General features: G+C 65.3%; 13 protein-coding genes. 8 read left to right on the forward strand and 5 right to left on the reverse strand.

Annotation, left to right across the window (positions count from 1 at the left end; translation table 11 throughout):
* Positions 1-155 precede the first annotated feature (155 nt).
* The 3 genes from AAHK20_RS00745 to AAHK20_RS00755 all read left to right on the forward strand — a co-directional run bounded on the left by AAHK20_RS00745 (position 156) and on the right by AAHK20_RS00755 (position 2304).
* The gene (locus AAHK20_RS00745; protein WP_449180036.1) at positions 156-539 is read left to right on the forward strand and encodes a CidA/LrgA family protein; all 384 of its coding nucleotides are present in this window, start codon (positions 156-158) and stop codon (positions 537-539) included.
* A gap of 47 nt (positions 540-586) precedes the next feature.
* A complete protein-coding gene (locus AAHK20_RS00750; RefSeq protein ID WP_449180037.1) occupies positions 587-1303 on the forward strand; it encodes an LrgB family protein in 717 nt (238 codons plus the stop codon).
* A gap of 308 nt (positions 1304-1611) precedes the next feature.
* Positions 1612-2304, forward strand: a complete 693-nt coding sequence (locus AAHK20_RS00755) for a hypothetical protein (protein WP_449179514.1) — start codon at positions 1612-1614, stop codon at positions 2302-2304.
* 28 nt (positions 2305-2332) lie between these two features.
* Here AAHK20_RS00755 and AAHK20_RS00760 read toward each other — a convergent pair whose 3' ends face one another.
* Complete coding sequence (locus tag AAHK20_RS00760) at positions 2333-3193, reverse strand: LysR substrate-binding domain-containing protein (protein ID WP_449179515.1); 861 nt, start codon at positions 3191-3193, stop codon at positions 2333-2335.
* Between the two features lie 145 nt (positions 3194-3338).
* Here AAHK20_RS00760 and AAHK20_RS00765 point away from each other — a divergent pair, with 145 nt between their 5' ends.
* Both AAHK20_RS00765 and AAHK20_RS00770 read left to right on the forward strand, forming a co-directional pair.
* The gene (locus tag AAHK20_RS00765) at positions 3339-4553 is read left to right on the forward strand and encodes an aspartate aminotransferase type Ic (RefSeq protein WP_498063310.1); all 1215 of its coding nucleotides are present in this window, start codon (positions 3339-3341) and stop codon (positions 4551-4553) included.
* Positions 4554-4639: 86 nt separating this feature from the next.
* The gene (locus tag AAHK20_RS00770; protein ID WP_449179517.1) at positions 4640-6028 is read left to right on the forward strand and encodes an MFS transporter; all 1389 of its coding nucleotides are present in this window, start codon (positions 4640-4642) and stop codon (positions 6026-6028) included.
* A gap of 64 nt (positions 6029-6092) precedes the next feature.
* On the opposite strand, the gene AAHK20_RS00775 is transcribed toward AAHK20_RS00770, so the two are convergent.
* Positions 6093-6641: a hypothetical protein gene (locus AAHK20_RS00775; RefSeq protein ID WP_449179518.1), complete on the reverse strand. Its 549-nt coding sequence runs from the start codon at positions 6639-6641 to the stop codon at positions 6093-6095.
* A gap of 94 nt (positions 6642-6735) precedes the next feature.
* On the opposite strand from AAHK20_RS00775, the gene AAHK20_RS00780 reads away from it, so the two are divergent.
* Positions 6736-7629, forward strand: a complete 894-nt coding sequence (locus AAHK20_RS00780; protein ID WP_449179519.1) for a helix-turn-helix transcriptional regulator — start codon at positions 6736-6738, stop codon at positions 7627-7629.
* Between the two features lie 3 nt (positions 7630-7632).
* Entirely contained in the window at positions 7633-9543 is a 1911-nt protein-coding gene (locus tag AAHK20_RS00785; RefSeq protein ID WP_449179520.1) for a DUF3857 domain-containing transglutaminase family protein, read from the forward strand.
* A 56-nt stretch (positions 9544-9599) separates the two neighbouring features.
* Here AAHK20_RS00785 and AAHK20_RS00790 read toward each other — a convergent pair whose 3' ends face one another.
* A complete protein-coding gene (locus AAHK20_RS00790; RefSeq protein WP_449179521.1) occupies positions 9600-10760 on the reverse strand; it encodes a branched-chain amino acid ABC transporter substrate-binding protein in 1161 nt (386 codons plus the stop codon).
* Between the two features lie 306 nt (positions 10761-11066).
* Complete coding sequence (locus AAHK20_RS00795) at positions 11067-11528, reverse strand: hypothetical protein (protein ID WP_449179522.1); 462 nt, start codon at positions 11526-11528, stop codon at positions 11067-11069.
* Positions 11529-11837: 309 nt separating this feature from the next.
* Here AAHK20_RS00795 and AAHK20_RS00800 point away from each other — a divergent pair, with 309 nt between their 5' ends.
* A complete protein-coding gene (locus AAHK20_RS00800; RefSeq protein ID WP_449179523.1) occupies positions 11838-13637 on the forward strand; it encodes a methyl-accepting chemotaxis protein in 1800 nt (599 codons plus the stop codon).
* Between the two features lie 33 nt (positions 13638-13670).
* On the opposite strand, the gene pdxY is transcribed toward AAHK20_RS00800, so the two are convergent.
* The gene (gene pdxY, locus AAHK20_RS00805; protein WP_449179524.1) at positions 13671-14534 is read right to left on the reverse strand and encodes a pyridoxal kinase PdxY; all 864 of its coding nucleotides are present in this window, start codon (positions 14532-14534) and stop codon (positions 13671-13673) included.
* Between the last annotated feature and the right edge of the window lie 92 nt (positions 14535-14626).

Consider the following 14626-nt stretch of genomic DNA (forward strand, 5'->3'; position numbering starts at 1 on the left):
GCGCTTGCGGTCCGCGCCTACAGTACGCGCGTGGTCTGATCGTTGGACGAGGTGGCCTCCGACCTGCCGCGAAGGAGGGCGATATGAAATCTGACATGAACGGCGCGATGGCAACCCCAGTCGCCTCCAAACCGGCAACAAGCCGCGAGACAACGATTGTGCAGTCGTTTGCCGTCCTGCTCGCTTTTCAGTGCCTCGGGGAACTCGTTGCCTATGTCACACGAGTCCCGATTCCCGGGCCTGTGATAGGCATGGTCCTGTTCCTTTGTGTTCTTTCCGCATCACCCGCGCTCGCGCAGCGGGTGGAGTCTGTGTCGCGCGGCTTGCTCAGTCATCTCTCGCTCCTTTTCGTTCCCGCCGGGGTGGGTGTGATGGTGCTCGCCGACGCGATGAAGGGGCAACTGATTGCGATCGCCGTCGCGATCGTCGCCAGTACGATCCTTTCGATTGCAGTAGGTGCTCTGGTCGCCGGCGGATTGATGGTCAGGCTTGAAAGGAAGCGGCGCCGCCTGAGCGCGCCGAATCCCACGCAAGCTTAGGGCATGACCGCACGGAGGTAGTCGTGAAAACCGGTGAAATATCCACGATGGCAGCCCCTTTCATGGGCGCATCGCCGCTGACCGCGCTCACCGCGACGATTGGCGTGTACGTTTTCGCATGCTGGGTCCACGCACTTGCTAAGCGAAATGCCTTGGCCAATCCAGTGGCGATCTCCGTTGCATTGCTCATAGCGCTCCTGAAGTTGTCAGGTACGCCATACAGCACCTATTTCGAAGGCGCGAAATTCATCCACTTCTTGTTAGGCCCGGCCATCATTGCGCTGGCGGTGCCGCTTCACCGGCAGATGCCGAAGCTGCGCGGAGCGCTGGTTCCTTTGCTTGGCGGTCTGATCGCCGGCTCGGCAACGGCGGCCGTCTCGGCTGTCGGGATAACGATGCTGCTGCACGGCTCCGGCGTTGCCGTGGCATCGATTGCGCCCAAGTCGGTCACCGCGGCCATTGCCATGTTGATCTCCAGCAGGATCGGCGGCATACCCTCATTGACCGCTGCGATGGTGATCGCCACTGGAATTTCCGGCGCGATGCTCGGAAGCCTCGTACTGGACGCGCTAGGTGTGCGGCGCGACGATGTGCGTGGCTTTGCGATAGGTGTCGCATCGCACGGCATTGGTACGGCGCGCGCCTTTCAGATCAGCGAAGAAGCGGGGGCGTTCGCCGGACTCGGCATGGCGATGAACGGCATTCTCTCCGCGTTCGTGCTGCCGATCGTCTTTCCTGTGATTTTGGTCTGGCTGTTGGCGTGACTTTAGCTCAGTCCACCGCTTCGTCATCTTCTCGCAGTCGCTTCCTCACTCACGCCAGGCGCGTAATTTGCTCGCCTCGCGACACGCCCGCCACGCCGTGCTCCCGCGCTTTTCTGGTGCGTCGCCTGCCTCGCGCCGCGGCGCTCGAACTCGCGCCCGGTAACGGATGTTTTCAATTTCGCGGATTGCGCGCAGCGCGGCGTAGCGGCTAGTCTTTTATCGATGAACAATTCCGACTACGCGCGGCGCGGCCCATGAGCGCGCGCCGCCTCCGCCTCGGAGGGCATGAATCGATGGACAACTCGGCAATGGAAGATTCCGACGAAGCCATGGTGCAGGTCTGGCGCGAGAACCTTGGCGTGCTGACGGAAGCGGTCGGCGCGGTCACGCGTCTTGCGCGGATGATGTCGCTATCCGCGAGCTTGTTGAAGCTGATCCTGGCCGGCCAGCGCGAATTCAGCGAAGAGTTCGTGCGCGGCGTCGAGACCGTGACCGGGCTGCCGGCCGGCTGGATGGACACGCCACATAGCGCCGGCGACATCCCCGAAAGCACCCAGACGGCGATCGACACCGAAACGCCTTTCGCCAGGTTCCGGGGCACCGTGCATCCGGTGCGCAAGCGGACGGTGCTCAAGAGCGGCAGCGAGCTTCTCGGGCGCAGCGACGGTGCCCGGCGCGCAGCCGAAGCGGCCAGCGACGAAGCCGAACAGAACCGGCGCCGCGCGCATTTCCGTAAAGTTCGCGATCTCGCCGCGCAGGAAGTGCGGCGGCTCGAATGGCACCTCAACCATCCACCAGCCGAATTGGCCGTGCTGCGCGCGAAAGTCGATGACGTGATGGACGCCGAGAACGATCTCGATGAACGGGCGGTCGCCGATCTCGCCGGGCGGATCGAGCAAATCGAGAAACATCACGATCTGCTCAAGCGCCATGTCGAGAAGCTGTATGCGCTGCTGACACGGCTCGATCTTGCCGAGCGTGGGAGCGAAGGTTCGGAGTAAGCGGTGCACCCACCGCTCAAACCCGCGCTCAAACCCGCAGCTCGCTCAATATCTGCTCGGCCAGAAAATCGCACGGCGCGCGGTTCGAACGCGCGCTGCGCGCGAGCACGATTTCGAGCGCGGGCAGGGCGGGCAACCCATCCGCGCGGCCTAGTTGCACGAAGCGCTCGGGGACCGCGCAGCGCGCGAGCGGCGCGATCGCGAGCCCGGCATCGACCATGCTGAACAACCCGAGCAGGCTGGGGCTTTCATACGAAGTCCGGTACGCGATCTTCGCGCGTTCGAGCGCATGCAGCGCATTGGCGCGCGCGACGCTGCCGGTGGCGAAGACCGCAATCGGCAGCGGCCGTTCCTTCCAGATTTCATGGCTCGTCGACGTGGCCGCGGCACTCGCCCACACCATCGGCTCGAGCCGGATGAATTCGCCGCTCGCCCCTTTCACGCGCGTCATGCACGCGAGGTCGACCTTGTTGTCCTTGACGAGCGGCACGAGCGCGTGGCTCGGCAGCCCAACCACTTGAATCTCCACCTTCGGATAGGTCGCCGAGAACTTGCGCAGCACCGATGGCAGCAGCGACGACGCGTAATCGTCCGGCACGCCGATCACGACGCGCCCCTTCACCTCGGGATGCACGAGCGACGCCCACGCTTCGTCGCGCAGGGCGAGCATGCGGCGCGCGTAGGCGATCAGCGTGTGTCCATCCTGCGTCGGGGTCACGCTGCGCGCGCGCCGGATGAAGAGCGTCTTGCCGAGTGCGGCTTCCAGCGTCTTCACCTGCATGCTGACGGCCGACTGCGAGCGATGCACGAGCGCGGCGCCGCGCACGAAGCTGCCGGCATCCGCGACGGCGACGACCATCGCTAGCACGTCGAGATCGAGGGCTTTCATTGGTTTTCGACCATGGATGAGGTATCAGAAAATCTGAACGAAGTCTTCAATATATCGCGTTTGTCTGAACGCATAGTGCTGGGCATACTTGGTGCACCGAATACCTAATTTTGTATGCCAAACACGCCGCCACCGGCGGGAGACGATGCCGATGACCTACGACGACTTCAAGCAGCTGGGACTTTCGATCGACATGACGCGCGGCAAGCCCGCGCCTGAACAACTGGACCTTTCGCGCGCGCTCGTCGACGAAGCGGGGACCGTGGGGTACTTGTCGCGTGACGGCATCGACTGCCGCAACTACGGTCACGTGCTCGGCTTGCCCGAAGCGCGCGAATTGGGCGCGCAACTGCTCGATATACCGGCGGCGCAAGTGGTCGCCGCCGGCAATTCGAGTCTCGAGCTGATGCACGATGCGCTCGCGTTCGGCATGCTCTTCGGCATGCCCGGCCACGAAGCGTGGCGCAAGGGCGGGGACATCGCGTTCCTGTGCCTGGTCCCCGGCTACGACCGGCATTTCGCGATTTGCGAAGCGCTCGGCATCCGCATGATTCCGGTGCCGATGCAAGACGACGGTCCGGACATGGCTTTCGTTGAAGCGCAGGTCGCCGCCGATCCCGCGATCAAAGGCATCTGGTGCGTGCCGCTCTACAGCAATCCGACCGGCGCGATCTATTCTGCCGACGTGGTCCGCCGTCTCGCCGCGATGCCCACGGCGGCCCCGGACTTCCGCCTCTTCTGGGACGACGCTTATCGCTTCCATCACTTGACCGAGCACGAGCACGCGAGCGAGAACATCCTCGAAGCGTGCGCGGCCGCCGGCCATCCGGATCGCGCGTTCGTGTTCGCATCGTTGTCGAAGGTGACATTCGGCGGCGGGGGTGTCGCGTTCTTCGCGTCGTCGCCGCGCAATGTCGAGTGGTGGCAGGGCCACGTGTCCATTCGCACGATCGGGCCGGATAAGCTCAACCAGTTGCGCCACGTGCGCTACTTGCGCGACCGCGCGGGGCTCGCGCAACTGATGGCGCGGCATCGTGCGCTGCTGCGTCCGAAATTCGATGTGGTCACAACCACTTTCGAGCGCATGCTCGAAGGCGTGCCGGGCATCTCGTGGAACGTGCCGCAAGGCGGCTACTTCATCAGCCTCTATACACCGGACGGGCTCGCGAAGCGCACGGTCGCGCTCGCCAAGGAAGCGGGCATCGTGCTGACGCCGGCGGGCGCGGCGTTCCCGTACGGCGTCGATCCGCGCGACCGGCACTTGCGTATCGCGCCGAGCTTCCCGAGCCTCGCGGTCGTCGGGCAAGCGGCTCAGGGCATCGCGCTGTCGCTCATGCGCGCGATCGAAGAGCGAGGGTGAGCGGCCGGCGGTTCGTGAAAGTCCACCGTAAGCGCGCAACGCACGCGGCACACCGCAAAAAGGCGTTTTGAGGTAAAAGGGAGCGCATGACCGAACGCTCCCGACTCATTCCGCTCATCGTTGCCTGCCCGCTCTTTCTGCAAAATCTCGATACCTCGATCATGGCGACGGCGCTGCCGTCCATCGCCCGCTCGCTCGATGTCGAAGCGCTGCATCTGAATCTCGCCATCACGTCCTACTTGCTGAGCCTCGCGGTGTTCCTGCCCGCGAGCGGCTGGCTGGCCGACCGCTTCGGGCCGCGCCGCGTGTTCTGCGGCGCCATCGTGTGCTTCTCGCTCGGCTCGGCGCTTTGCGGGCTCGCGCAGTCGCTGCCGCAACTCGTGCTGTTTCGCGTGCTGCAGGGGATGGGCGGCGCGATGATGGTGCCGGTAGGGCGCTTGATCCTGCTTAGAAGCGTGCCGAGTGCGCGCATGGTTGCCGCGATGGTTTGGTTCACCGTGCCGGGCGCGTTCGGGCGGCTTGCAGGACCGCTGTTCGGCGGGCTCATCGTGACGATCGCATCGTGGCGCTGGATCTTTTTGTTGAACATCCCATTCGGCGTGCTCGGCGTGACGCTCGCGTTGATCTTCATCGACAGCGAATACGAGCCGCTGATCGAACGCTTCGATCTGGCCGGCTTCGTGCTGCTGTCGACCGGCCTCGTCGGGATGGTCGGCGGGCTCGACACGGTCGGGCGCGGGCTCGTGCCGCATGCGGTGACGCTCGCGTTCGTCGGCGGCGGCGCGCTGTCGTTGCTCGCTTACGTGCTCTACGGACGCGCGCGCGAACGCACGATCATCGATCTGGGCATCCTGCGCTTCAAGGCGTACCGGACTGCCGTGGTCGGCGGCATGCCGCTGCGTATCGCGATCGGCGCGTCGCCGTTTTTGTTGCCGTTGATGCTGCAGCTCGGCTTCGGGCTGTCGCCGTTGCAATCGGGCTCGCTTTCGGTGGCGACGGCCGTCGGCTCGCTCAGCGTGCGCACCGTGATGACGACCGCGATTCGCCGTATCGGCTTTCGCACGTTGTTGATCGGCGCGACGTTCGCGACGAGCGTCTTCTACGCGTCCTACAGCCTGTTCAGGCCGACGACCCCGCATCTGTTGATCTTCGTCGTGCTGCTGTTCGGCGGCCTCTTCAATTCGCTCGCGATGGTGACGCTCAACACGCTCGGCTATTCCGACATGCCGAAGCCGAAGATGAGCCGCGCCACGGCGCTCTCGAGCATGATGCAGCAGTTGTCGGTGAGCTTGGGCGTTGCCTTCGGCGCGTCGCTCGTCGCGCTGACCGCGCATCTGCATGGCGGCAGCACGGCGCATCTCGCCGCGCGCGACTTCTCGCCGGCGTTCGTTGTGGTCGGTGCGATGACGCTGTGCTCGCTGATGTTCTTCGTGCGGCTTTCGCACGAGGAGGGCGCGGAGCTGCGCGGGACTTGAGGTGCTAGACCGCCAGGGCCTGTCGTTAGCCTTAGCGCGAGCAGCGAACTGAGCGTTCGACCCTTCAAATGCCCATACGCGTTGCGAGGAATTCCCCTTCGAGCCGCCACGCCAGAGCGCCGACGTCGCGCGCGTCGCCGATCCAGTGGAACGAATCGGGCGTGATCTCGGTGAAGCGCCAGCGCGTCGCGGCGCCGTTGGCGCGCGTGCCGAGCTGCACGATGTCGCGGCCATCGCGCCGGCCGATCTGCTCCTCGCGATGGCCGTTCACGGGATTGGTCCAAGTAATGCGCCAAGCGCGCAGCGAGGGGTCCCAGACGCGCTGCGTCGTGCCGTACATATTCCAGCCCGGATCGGGCGGGGCGCTGCGCTCGCCGCGCGCGGGCATGATCCAGACGTCCTGGATCGCGCGGCCTTCCAGCACCCAGCCGAAATGGGCTTCGCCCGTCAGCCGCGCGGCGGGGACTTCGCCGCGATAGTGCAGGACGTCGAGCTTCCAGCTGCCGACCAGCCAGCCGTAGAGATCGTCGGCGGCGTCGATTTCGGTGCTGCGCTGGGGCGTGCCGAGTGCCGAAAGGAAGGCGTTCGGCAAGCCGTTGTCGTCGAGCTTCATTACCAGTTCTCCATGTCGGGTAGACAGCACAGGCAGCCGGTAAGCCGGCCGGCGATGTGCTAAAACCATCGTAGGCACGGATGCGAGGCGAATCTTGGGGAAAATTGCGGCCGATCTGGAACGGGCGCTCGCGCGCCGCGAAGCGGAGGGCGTCAAGGGCGCCGTGACGCCGCGCGTGCTGGCGAGCGGGGCGGGCTGGTCCGTCGACGACGTGCTGTGCACGAGCGGCCCGCACGACAAGCCGTTCGAGGAGCGCCACGCGCAGGTTTGCGTCGCCATGGTGACGGCGGGCGCGTTCGAATACCGCTCGTCCGCCGGGGCCGGGCTGATGACGCCCGGCGCGGTCATGCTCGGCAATGCGGGGACATGCTACGAATGCGGTCACCGGCATCTTGCGGGCGACCGCTGCGTGGCCTTTCGCTACACGCCGGGCTTCTTCGAACAGATTGCGGCGGACGCGGGGATTCGCAGCCGCGACGCGCGCTTCGCCATCGTGCGCATTCCGCCGCTTCGTCCACTCGCGCCGCTGATCGCGGCCGCGTGCGCGGGCGTTATGTCGGCGAGCTCCGTCGCCTGGGACGAGCTGGCGCTAACCGTAGCCGGACAAGCCTTGCGGCAGGCGGCCGGCATGCCGGCAGTCGATGCGCGCGGCTTGCCCGAGACGGCGCTCGCGCGTATAGCGCCGATCCTGCGCTGGATCGACAGCGCGCCCGATGATGCTTTGAATGTGGAGCGTCTGGCGCAACACGCGGGCTTGAGCCCGTACCACTTCCTCCGCACGTTCGAGCGCGTAACGGGTGTCACGCCGCATCAATACCTGTTGCGTGCGCGCTTGCGCGCGGCGGCGCAAAGGCTCGCGGACGAGCGCACGAAGATCGTCGATATCGCGCTCGATTGCGGCTTCAACGACGTGTCGAATTTCAATCACGCGTTTCGCGCGGAGTTTGGCGCGAGTCCGCGCGCGTATCGCGTGCGGATGGGCGGCTAGGCGATGCGCATCCCAGTGCTGTCTCGTGCGCTCTGCGTCCGCCTGCTGCGATGCGCGGCCTGCGCGATTGCGCTCTCGCGTTGCCCGGCTGCACTGGCTCAGTCCGCCGGCGCGCCAGGCAACCCCGCGCCATTCACGATCGAATCCGACGTCCATGTGTTCGTCGTCCAGCACGACGGCACCGTGGAAGAGCATGACGACTCGACGCTGCGCGCCAACACAAAAGCCGGCGTGGACGACATCGCCGAGCGCTATGTCTGGTTCAACAAGGGCACCGAGAAAGTCGATCTGCTGACCGCCGAATCGATCGATCCGGACGGCCGCGCGCATCCGGTCGGCCCGGAGGCGATACGCGACGTGCAGGAGCCGCGCTCGGCAGGCGCGCCGACCTTCGAGGACGGCGTGCTGCGTACGGTGATCTTCCCCGGCGTCGAGCCCGGGTGGCGCGTGCACGTCGTGTTTGCGAAGAAGCGCGTGAAGCCGGTGCAGGCGGGCATGTTCGAGTATTTCGACGAGCCGACGCGAGACCCCGTGGAGCACCAGGAGCTCATCTTCGACCTGCCCGCCGACATGCCGCTCTACGCGGATGCGCGCGGCTACGCCGCGCTCGCGCCGGTGACGGCGAACGGGCGCACGCGCTACGCGTTCGATTACAGCCACGGACCGTACGCGTCGATCGAAAACGGCGCGGTGGGGTACACGGACTACGGCGACCGGCTGATGGTTTCGACGGTGCCCGATTTCGCCGCGTTTGCCGCGCGCTATCAGCAGGCCTCGGCGGACCCGAGCGCGAGCGATCCGGCAGTCGTTCGCTTTGCACAGGCGCTTACGGCGAACGCCCCCGACGAGCGTACGAAAGCGCGCGTGCTGTACGACTGGATGCGCGCGAACGTACGCTACGTCGCGCTCTTTCTGGGCGAAACGGCGGCGATGCCGCACCGCGTGACCGACATCCTGCGCAACCGCTATGGCGACTGCAAGGACCACGTCGCGCTTTACGGCGCGCTGCTGGCCGCGGTGGGCATACGGAGCGAACCGGCGCTGATCGGGCTGGGGCCCGTCTATGCGCTGCCGTCGGTGCCTGGCTACGGATCGACGGCGATCAATCACGTGATCGTATGGATTCCTGAGTTAGCGGTCTATGCCGATACGACTGCGGGCGGCACCGAGTTCGGCTATCTGCCGCCGATCCTGATGGACCGTCCGGCGCTGCTCGTCGACGAGGGCGTCCTCGCGCGCACGCCGGCCACGGAGCCGCGCGGGCGCACCGCGCGCTTGCAGATCGGTATCGACGATAGCGGCGACGCGCGCTACGCGTACCGTGTCGAAGACTCGGGCTGGACTGCGGAACTCGAGCGCAACGTGTTCCGGCGCGCGACCGGGCAGCGCGTGCAGCAGATCGCCTTCGACCGTTTGAAGCAGACCGGCCTGCAAGGCACCGCGCGACTCGATACGGACGACGTCGCGGCGACGGGCGGCCCGTTCTCGGTCTCGATGACGGGCACGCTCGAACATGTCGTGTGGCCGACGGGCATGACGGCGGTGCCGGCGTTATCCAGTCTTTCAGGTGGGATTGCGACACAGGTGCAGGGCTGGCTCGCTGAGCCGGTGCGCACGCAGCCGTACGTCTGCATCGGTGGCGAGTTCGATGAGACGGGGCACATCGTATTGCCCGCGAACGCGCGGATGGTGGGCTTGCCCAACGACCTCGCGGTGCACGACGCGTTCTACGATTACGAATCGCACTACGTGTTCGATCCGGCGACACGAGCCGTGCAGATCACGCGCCGTTTGCGCGCACGATTCGGCAAGCAGGTGTGCTCGCCGCAGGAGTTCGAAGACACGCGCGCCACGCTCGTGAAAATCGAGCGCGACGCGCTTGCGCAGATCGTCGTGCAGGGGACGGCGAAATAGCCGCTAGAACTGCACCGCGTGGCGTACTCCGCCAGCGCGCCGCGGAACCGCTCAAATCAAGTCGCGCTCTTCGTCACGATCGTGACCCACTGACCGTTTTTCACCTGATAGAGCGTCGACAAACCGCTCTTCAACGATCCGTCCGTATTGAACGAGATGCGTCCGGTGATGCCTTCGAAGTCGATCTTCTTGAGGTACGGGCGGTAGGCGTCGGGCGAGGTCGAGTTGGCCGCCTGCATCGCCTTGATCGCGGCCCACGCCGCGTCGTAGCCGAACGGCGCGTACGACAGCACGTCGACGCCGAAGCGCTTCTTGAAGCGCTCAGCGAAGGTCTTGCCTTGCGGCAGGTCGTCGAGCGGACGACCGTATTCCCACGCCATCGCGCCGTTGCCCGCATCGCCCGCGAGCTTGATGAATTCGGCATCCTTCACGCCGCCGCCGCCGAGGAACTGCGCGGTCATGCCGAGCTCCCGCATCTTCTTCACGACGCCCGCGGCCTGCGTGTCGAGGCCGCCGAAGAAGATCAGGTCGGCGTTGGTCGACTTGATTTTCGTGAGCTGCGTGGAGAAGTCGACCGCCTGGTTGTTGGTGTATTCGCGCGCGACGATCGTGCCGCCGTGCGCCTTCACCGCTTTCTCGAACTCGTCGGCTTCGCCCTGACCGAACGCGGTGCGGTCGTCGATGATCGCGATGCGCTTGGCCTTCGTGATGTCGACGGCATAGGCGCCCGCATTGCCCGCGTTTTGCGCGTCGTTCGAGATCACCATGAACACGTTGGCGAGGCCGCGGCCGCTGATCGTCGGATTCGTGGCGGCCGGGTCGATCATCGGGATGCCGGCCTTGTCGTAGATCGGAGAGGCGGGCAGCGTCGTGCCCGAGTTGAAGTGGCCGACCACCACTGCGACGTTCTGGTCGACGAGCTTCTGCGCGGCCTGGACGCCCGCGCGCGGGTCGGCCTGGTCGTCTTCGGCGACGAGCTCGAAGCTCGGCACCTTGCCGTTGATCAGGATCTTCTGCGCCTTTGCTTCTTCGAGCGCGAGTTGCACGCCGTCTTGCAAGTCTTTGCCGTAGCCGGCGTTTGCGCCGGTGAGCGGCGCGGCATAGCCGATCTTGATGGTGGCGTCCTGCGCGTAAGCCGCGAGGGGCGCCGCGGCGAGCAGGGTGCCGAAAGTGGCAGCAGCAATAGCGTATGGCTGAATCGTCATGCGAAGGCTCATGTTTTTCTCTCGGTTGTCGATCAGGAGGAAAAATCTCACGTGTGCCGCCTCTGCTGAACGGCTTGTTCAATGGCAAGCCATAGCGTCAATCGAAGCGGTCACATGGCGCGAATATAGGAAGCCAATATGGGCCCGTCTTGACTGTTCGCAGCGTCCGGCATGCGCATTTCGGCATAGGCGAAAAACGCGCGGCAGTAGGGGTAATACTGAGGAAAGGCTATACAGGCGGGCGCGCGGGCAAGTCCGCGTGTGCGAGTGGCGCGCGCTGTACCGAGTGGTCTCGGCACAGCGCGGCAGAAGTGTGTGTCAGTGCTCGTGCTGCAATTGCTGCAGGGTGTCGCGCAGTGCGACGAGTGGCGCTTTGGTTTCGTCGTCGGCCCAATGATCGAGATCGTCGAGCGCGCGCTCGCAGCCGTCGAGCAGCACGTCGAAGTCGATCGACACGCCGTTCGCGAGCGCGAAGCGGATCGTTTCGGCAAAGCGCTCGCACTCGTCGTCGCCGTACGAGATGTCGAGATTCTCCGCGATGATCGCGGCGATGTTGCTGCGTGCGCGATCGTCTTCGTCGACCATGTCGACGATGCCGCGTGCGACCGCGGGCGAGTAATACAACGCGATGTCGAGCCAATGCGCCGCGTCGAAATCAGGCTCGCCGATCTGCGCCTCGAAGCATTCGATGCCTTCCTGTTCGTGTGCTTCGTCCGCATCGATGCTGATGCACAACTGCTCGAAATATTCTTCCCGCTCGCTGCGGATGTTGCCGCCCATCTGATCCTCGTTGGCTGGTGATTCGCTGGTGATTCGCTGGTGATTCGATAGCGCCGTTCGGCGCGCATCGGATTATAGGCGTTCGGAAAGCGGCAAACGGCAGACGTGGCAGGAACCGGTGCCATCGATTCCTAATGCCGGGTATTGGCGAGGTCATGCAATGCTCAACAGGCCTGCTGGCCTGTGTGCAAAGCGACTGCACGAACGTTCGCGCTAGAGGAATTCCTCAAGTATTGGGATTCCCGGCCGTTATCGGGCCAGAGGATCACGAGTCCTCGAACGCCTATTCGTCGGAAGGAACCCTCCCCAATGTTTGATTCGATCCGCTCGCGCGTGCTGGCAGCTTGTCTTGCCATCGTCGTCTGCTCGCTCGTCGTGAACGCCGCGCTCAACTATTTCGTCGTCAGCTCGTACGACAACGATTCGATCAACAACAACCTGATCGCGCTCGCCAACGGACACGATGCCGGTATCGGCGATTGGGTCGCGTCGAAGACGGCGGCGATCGTCTCGCTCGAAGACGTCGCGCTCACCGCGGACCCGGTTCCGACCTTCAAGCAAGTCGCCACGGCGGGTGGCTTTACGAACGTCTATGTCGGCACCGCCGACAAAGTCGCCAAGTTCTCCGATCCGACCGGCGTGCCCGCCGATTACGATCCGACCGGCCGCCCGTGGTACAAGCAGGCCGCTGCGGCAGGCAAGCCGGTGGTCACGCCGCCGTATGTCGATGCGGGCTCGGGCAAGCTGGTCGTCACGTTCGCGGTGCCGATCGTGCGCGACGGCGCGTTGAAGGCGGTGGTGTCGGGCGACGTGAACATGGACAGCGTGATCGCCAACGTCAAGTCGATTCATCCGACGCCCTCGAGCTTCGGCATGCTGCTCGATGCGAGCGGCACGATCGTCGCGCATCCCGATTCGAAGCTCACGTTGAAGCCCGTCAGCGAGCTGATGCCGGATTTGAGCGTAGCGAACATCGCATCGCTGACGACGGCCGATCGTCCTCTCGAAGCGCATGTCGACGGTCAGGCGAAGCTGCTGCGCGGCCAAGCCGTGCCGGGCACCGACTGGATCACGGTCGTCGCGCTCGACAAGTCCGAGGCCACGGCCGGCATGCGCTCGTTCCTGACGACCTCGGCGATCGCGTTGATCGTGATCGTCGGGCTCGCGGCGGCCATCGTGAGCGCGATCACCGCGACCGCTTTCAAGCGCCTCTCGCTCGTGCGCGACGCGATGGATTCGATCGGTTCGGGCACGGGCGACCTGACTCAGCGTCTGCCGTCGGACGGCCGTGATGAAGTCGCGCAGATCGCGCGCTCGTTCAACACGTTCGTCGACAAGCTCAACCACGTGATGCGTCAGATCCGCGATACGAGCGAATCGGTGCGCGTCGCGGCGGACGAAATCGCGGCGGGCAACCTCGACCTCTCGGGCCGCACGGAATCGGCAGCGGCGAGCTTGCAGCAGACGGCGGCGTCGATGGAAGAGATCACGTCGACCGTCACGCAATCGGCGAGCGCCGCGCGCCAGGCGAACGAGATGGCGGGCTCGGCCTCGGCGGTCGCTTCGCGCGGCGGCGCGGTCGTGTCGGAAGTGGTGAGCACGATGGGCACGATCGAAACGGCGTCGGGCAAGATCGGCGACATCATCGGCGTGATCGACGGCATCGCGTTCCAGACCAACATCCTCGCGCTCAACGCGGCCGTCGAAGCGGCGCGCGCGGGCGAGCAGGGCCGCGGCTTCGCGGTGGTCGCGGGCGAGGTGCGCAGCCTCGCGCAACGCAGCGCGCAGGCGGCCAAGGAGATCAAGTCGCTGATCGAATCGACGATCGACAGCGTGTCTTCAGGCTCGAGCCAGGTACGGCGCGCGGGCGACACGATGACGGAAATCGTCAGCAACGTGTCGAGCGTGACGACCATCATGGCCGAGATCACGAACGCCGCCGACGAGCAGACGCGCGGGATTCAGGAAGTCAATCGCGCGGTGTCGCAGCTCGATGAGATGGTGCAGCAGAATGCGGCGTTGGTGGAGGAATCGGCCGCGGCTGCATCGGCGCTGCAGACGCAGGCGGTGCAGCTCGCGAGCGCGGTGGGGCAGTTCAGGCTGGATTGAAGGTGGCGCGGCGGCTTTGCGCCGAGCGTTAAATCAAGCCGCGTCCGTCACCCACGCCCCGAACCATTCGCTCGGCTGAGCAATTTCGTTTTGCGCGGCGATGATCTCGAGCTCGTAGCGGCCCGCATCGAAGGTCGCCTTGACGACCGCATGCACAGCCGCGAGCGTATGTTCGAACGCCGCGCGCACCGAGTCGCCAAGCAGGCGGCGCGCGACGAACACCGAGCTCGTCAGGTCGCCCACGCCGACCGGTTGCCGCGCGAACGGATAGAGCGGCCGCTGACCCATCCACGCTTCGTTCTCCGTGACAACGAGCATGTTGAAGCGGTCAGCGAGGCTGTTGCGGTCGAGCAAGTGCTTCACGAGAATCACCTGTGGTCCGCGCTTGATGATTTCGCGGCACGCCTGCACCGCTTCTTCGACCGTTTCGATCTTGCGTCCCGCGAGCTTTTGCAGCTCGCTGTGATTCGGCGCGAGACCGTCGGCCACTTCCGGCATCGTGTTGACCAGATACTCCTGAATGCCGGGTTCGACGGTGCAGCCGCCCGTCTGACCCATCACGGGGTCGCAGAAGTACCACGCGTGCGGATTGGTCGCCTTTACCGCGCGCACGATTTCGACCACCGCCTCGGCCTGCTCGGGCGAGCCGAGGTAGCCGGAGAGCACGGCGTCGCAGCGCCGAAGCATGCCGATCGCGCCGATGCCTTCGACGAGCTCTTGCATTTGCGACGCGTCGATCGCGGTGCCGGCCCAGTGACCGTACTGCGTGTGATTCGAGAACTGGACCGTGTTGAGCGGCCAGACGTTGACGCCTAGCCGCTGCATCGGGAACACGGATGCGCCGTTGCCTGCGTGGCCGAACACGACGTGCGACTGGATGCTGAGGACGTTTTTCATAATTGACTTCGCTGCGCCATGCGCGCTGTAGGTTCGAAGGGCGGGGCACCCTTGTGCCTGGGCTGTGCCGGAGGCGGCTTGGCGATGCGGGC

It is taken from the genome of Trinickia camelliae (assembly GCF_053525655.1).

Coding starts and splice junctions, on each gene's coding strand:
- AAHK20_RS00775 (WP_449179518.1), bottom strand. CDS start 6,641: ATGAAGCTCGACGACAACGGCTTGCCGAACGCCTTCCTTTCGGCACTC.
- pdxY (WP_449179524.1), bottom strand. CDS start 14,534: ATGAAAAACGTCCTCAGCATCCAGTCGCACGTCGTGTTCGGCCACGCA.
- AAHK20_RS00750 (WP_449180037.1), top strand. CDS start 587: ATGGCAGCCCCTTTCATGGGCGCATCGCCGCTGACCGCGCTCACCGCG.
- AAHK20_RS00800 (WP_449179523.1), top strand. CDS start 11,838: ATGTTTGATTCGATCCGCTCGCGCGTGCTGGCAGCTTGTCTTGCCATC.
- AAHK20_RS00795 (WP_449179522.1), bottom strand. CDS start 11,528: ATGGGCGGCAACATCCGCAGCGAGCGGGAAGAATATTTCGAGCAGTTG.
- AAHK20_RS00785 (WP_449179520.1), top strand. CDS start 7,633: ATGCGCATCCCAGTGCTGTCTCGTGCGCTCTGCGTCCGCCTGCTGCGA.
- AAHK20_RS00790 (WP_449179521.1), bottom strand. CDS start 10,760: ATGAGCCTTCGCATGACGATTCAGCCATACGCTATTGCTGCTGCCACT.
- AAHK20_RS00760 (WP_449179515.1), bottom strand. CDS start 3,193: ATGAAAGCCCTCGATCTCGACGTGCTAGCGATGGTCGTCGCCGTCGCG.
- AAHK20_RS00765 (WP_498063310.1), top strand. CDS start 3,339: ATGCCGATGACCTACGACGACTTCAAGCAGCTGGGACTTTCGATCGAC.
- AAHK20_RS00770 (WP_449179517.1), top strand. CDS start 4,640: ATGACCGAACGCTCCCGACTCATTCCGCTCATCGTTGCCTGCCCGCTC.
- AAHK20_RS00755 (WP_449179514.1), top strand. CDS start 1,612: ATGGAAGATTCCGACGAAGCCATGGTGCAGGTCTGGCGCGAGAACCTT.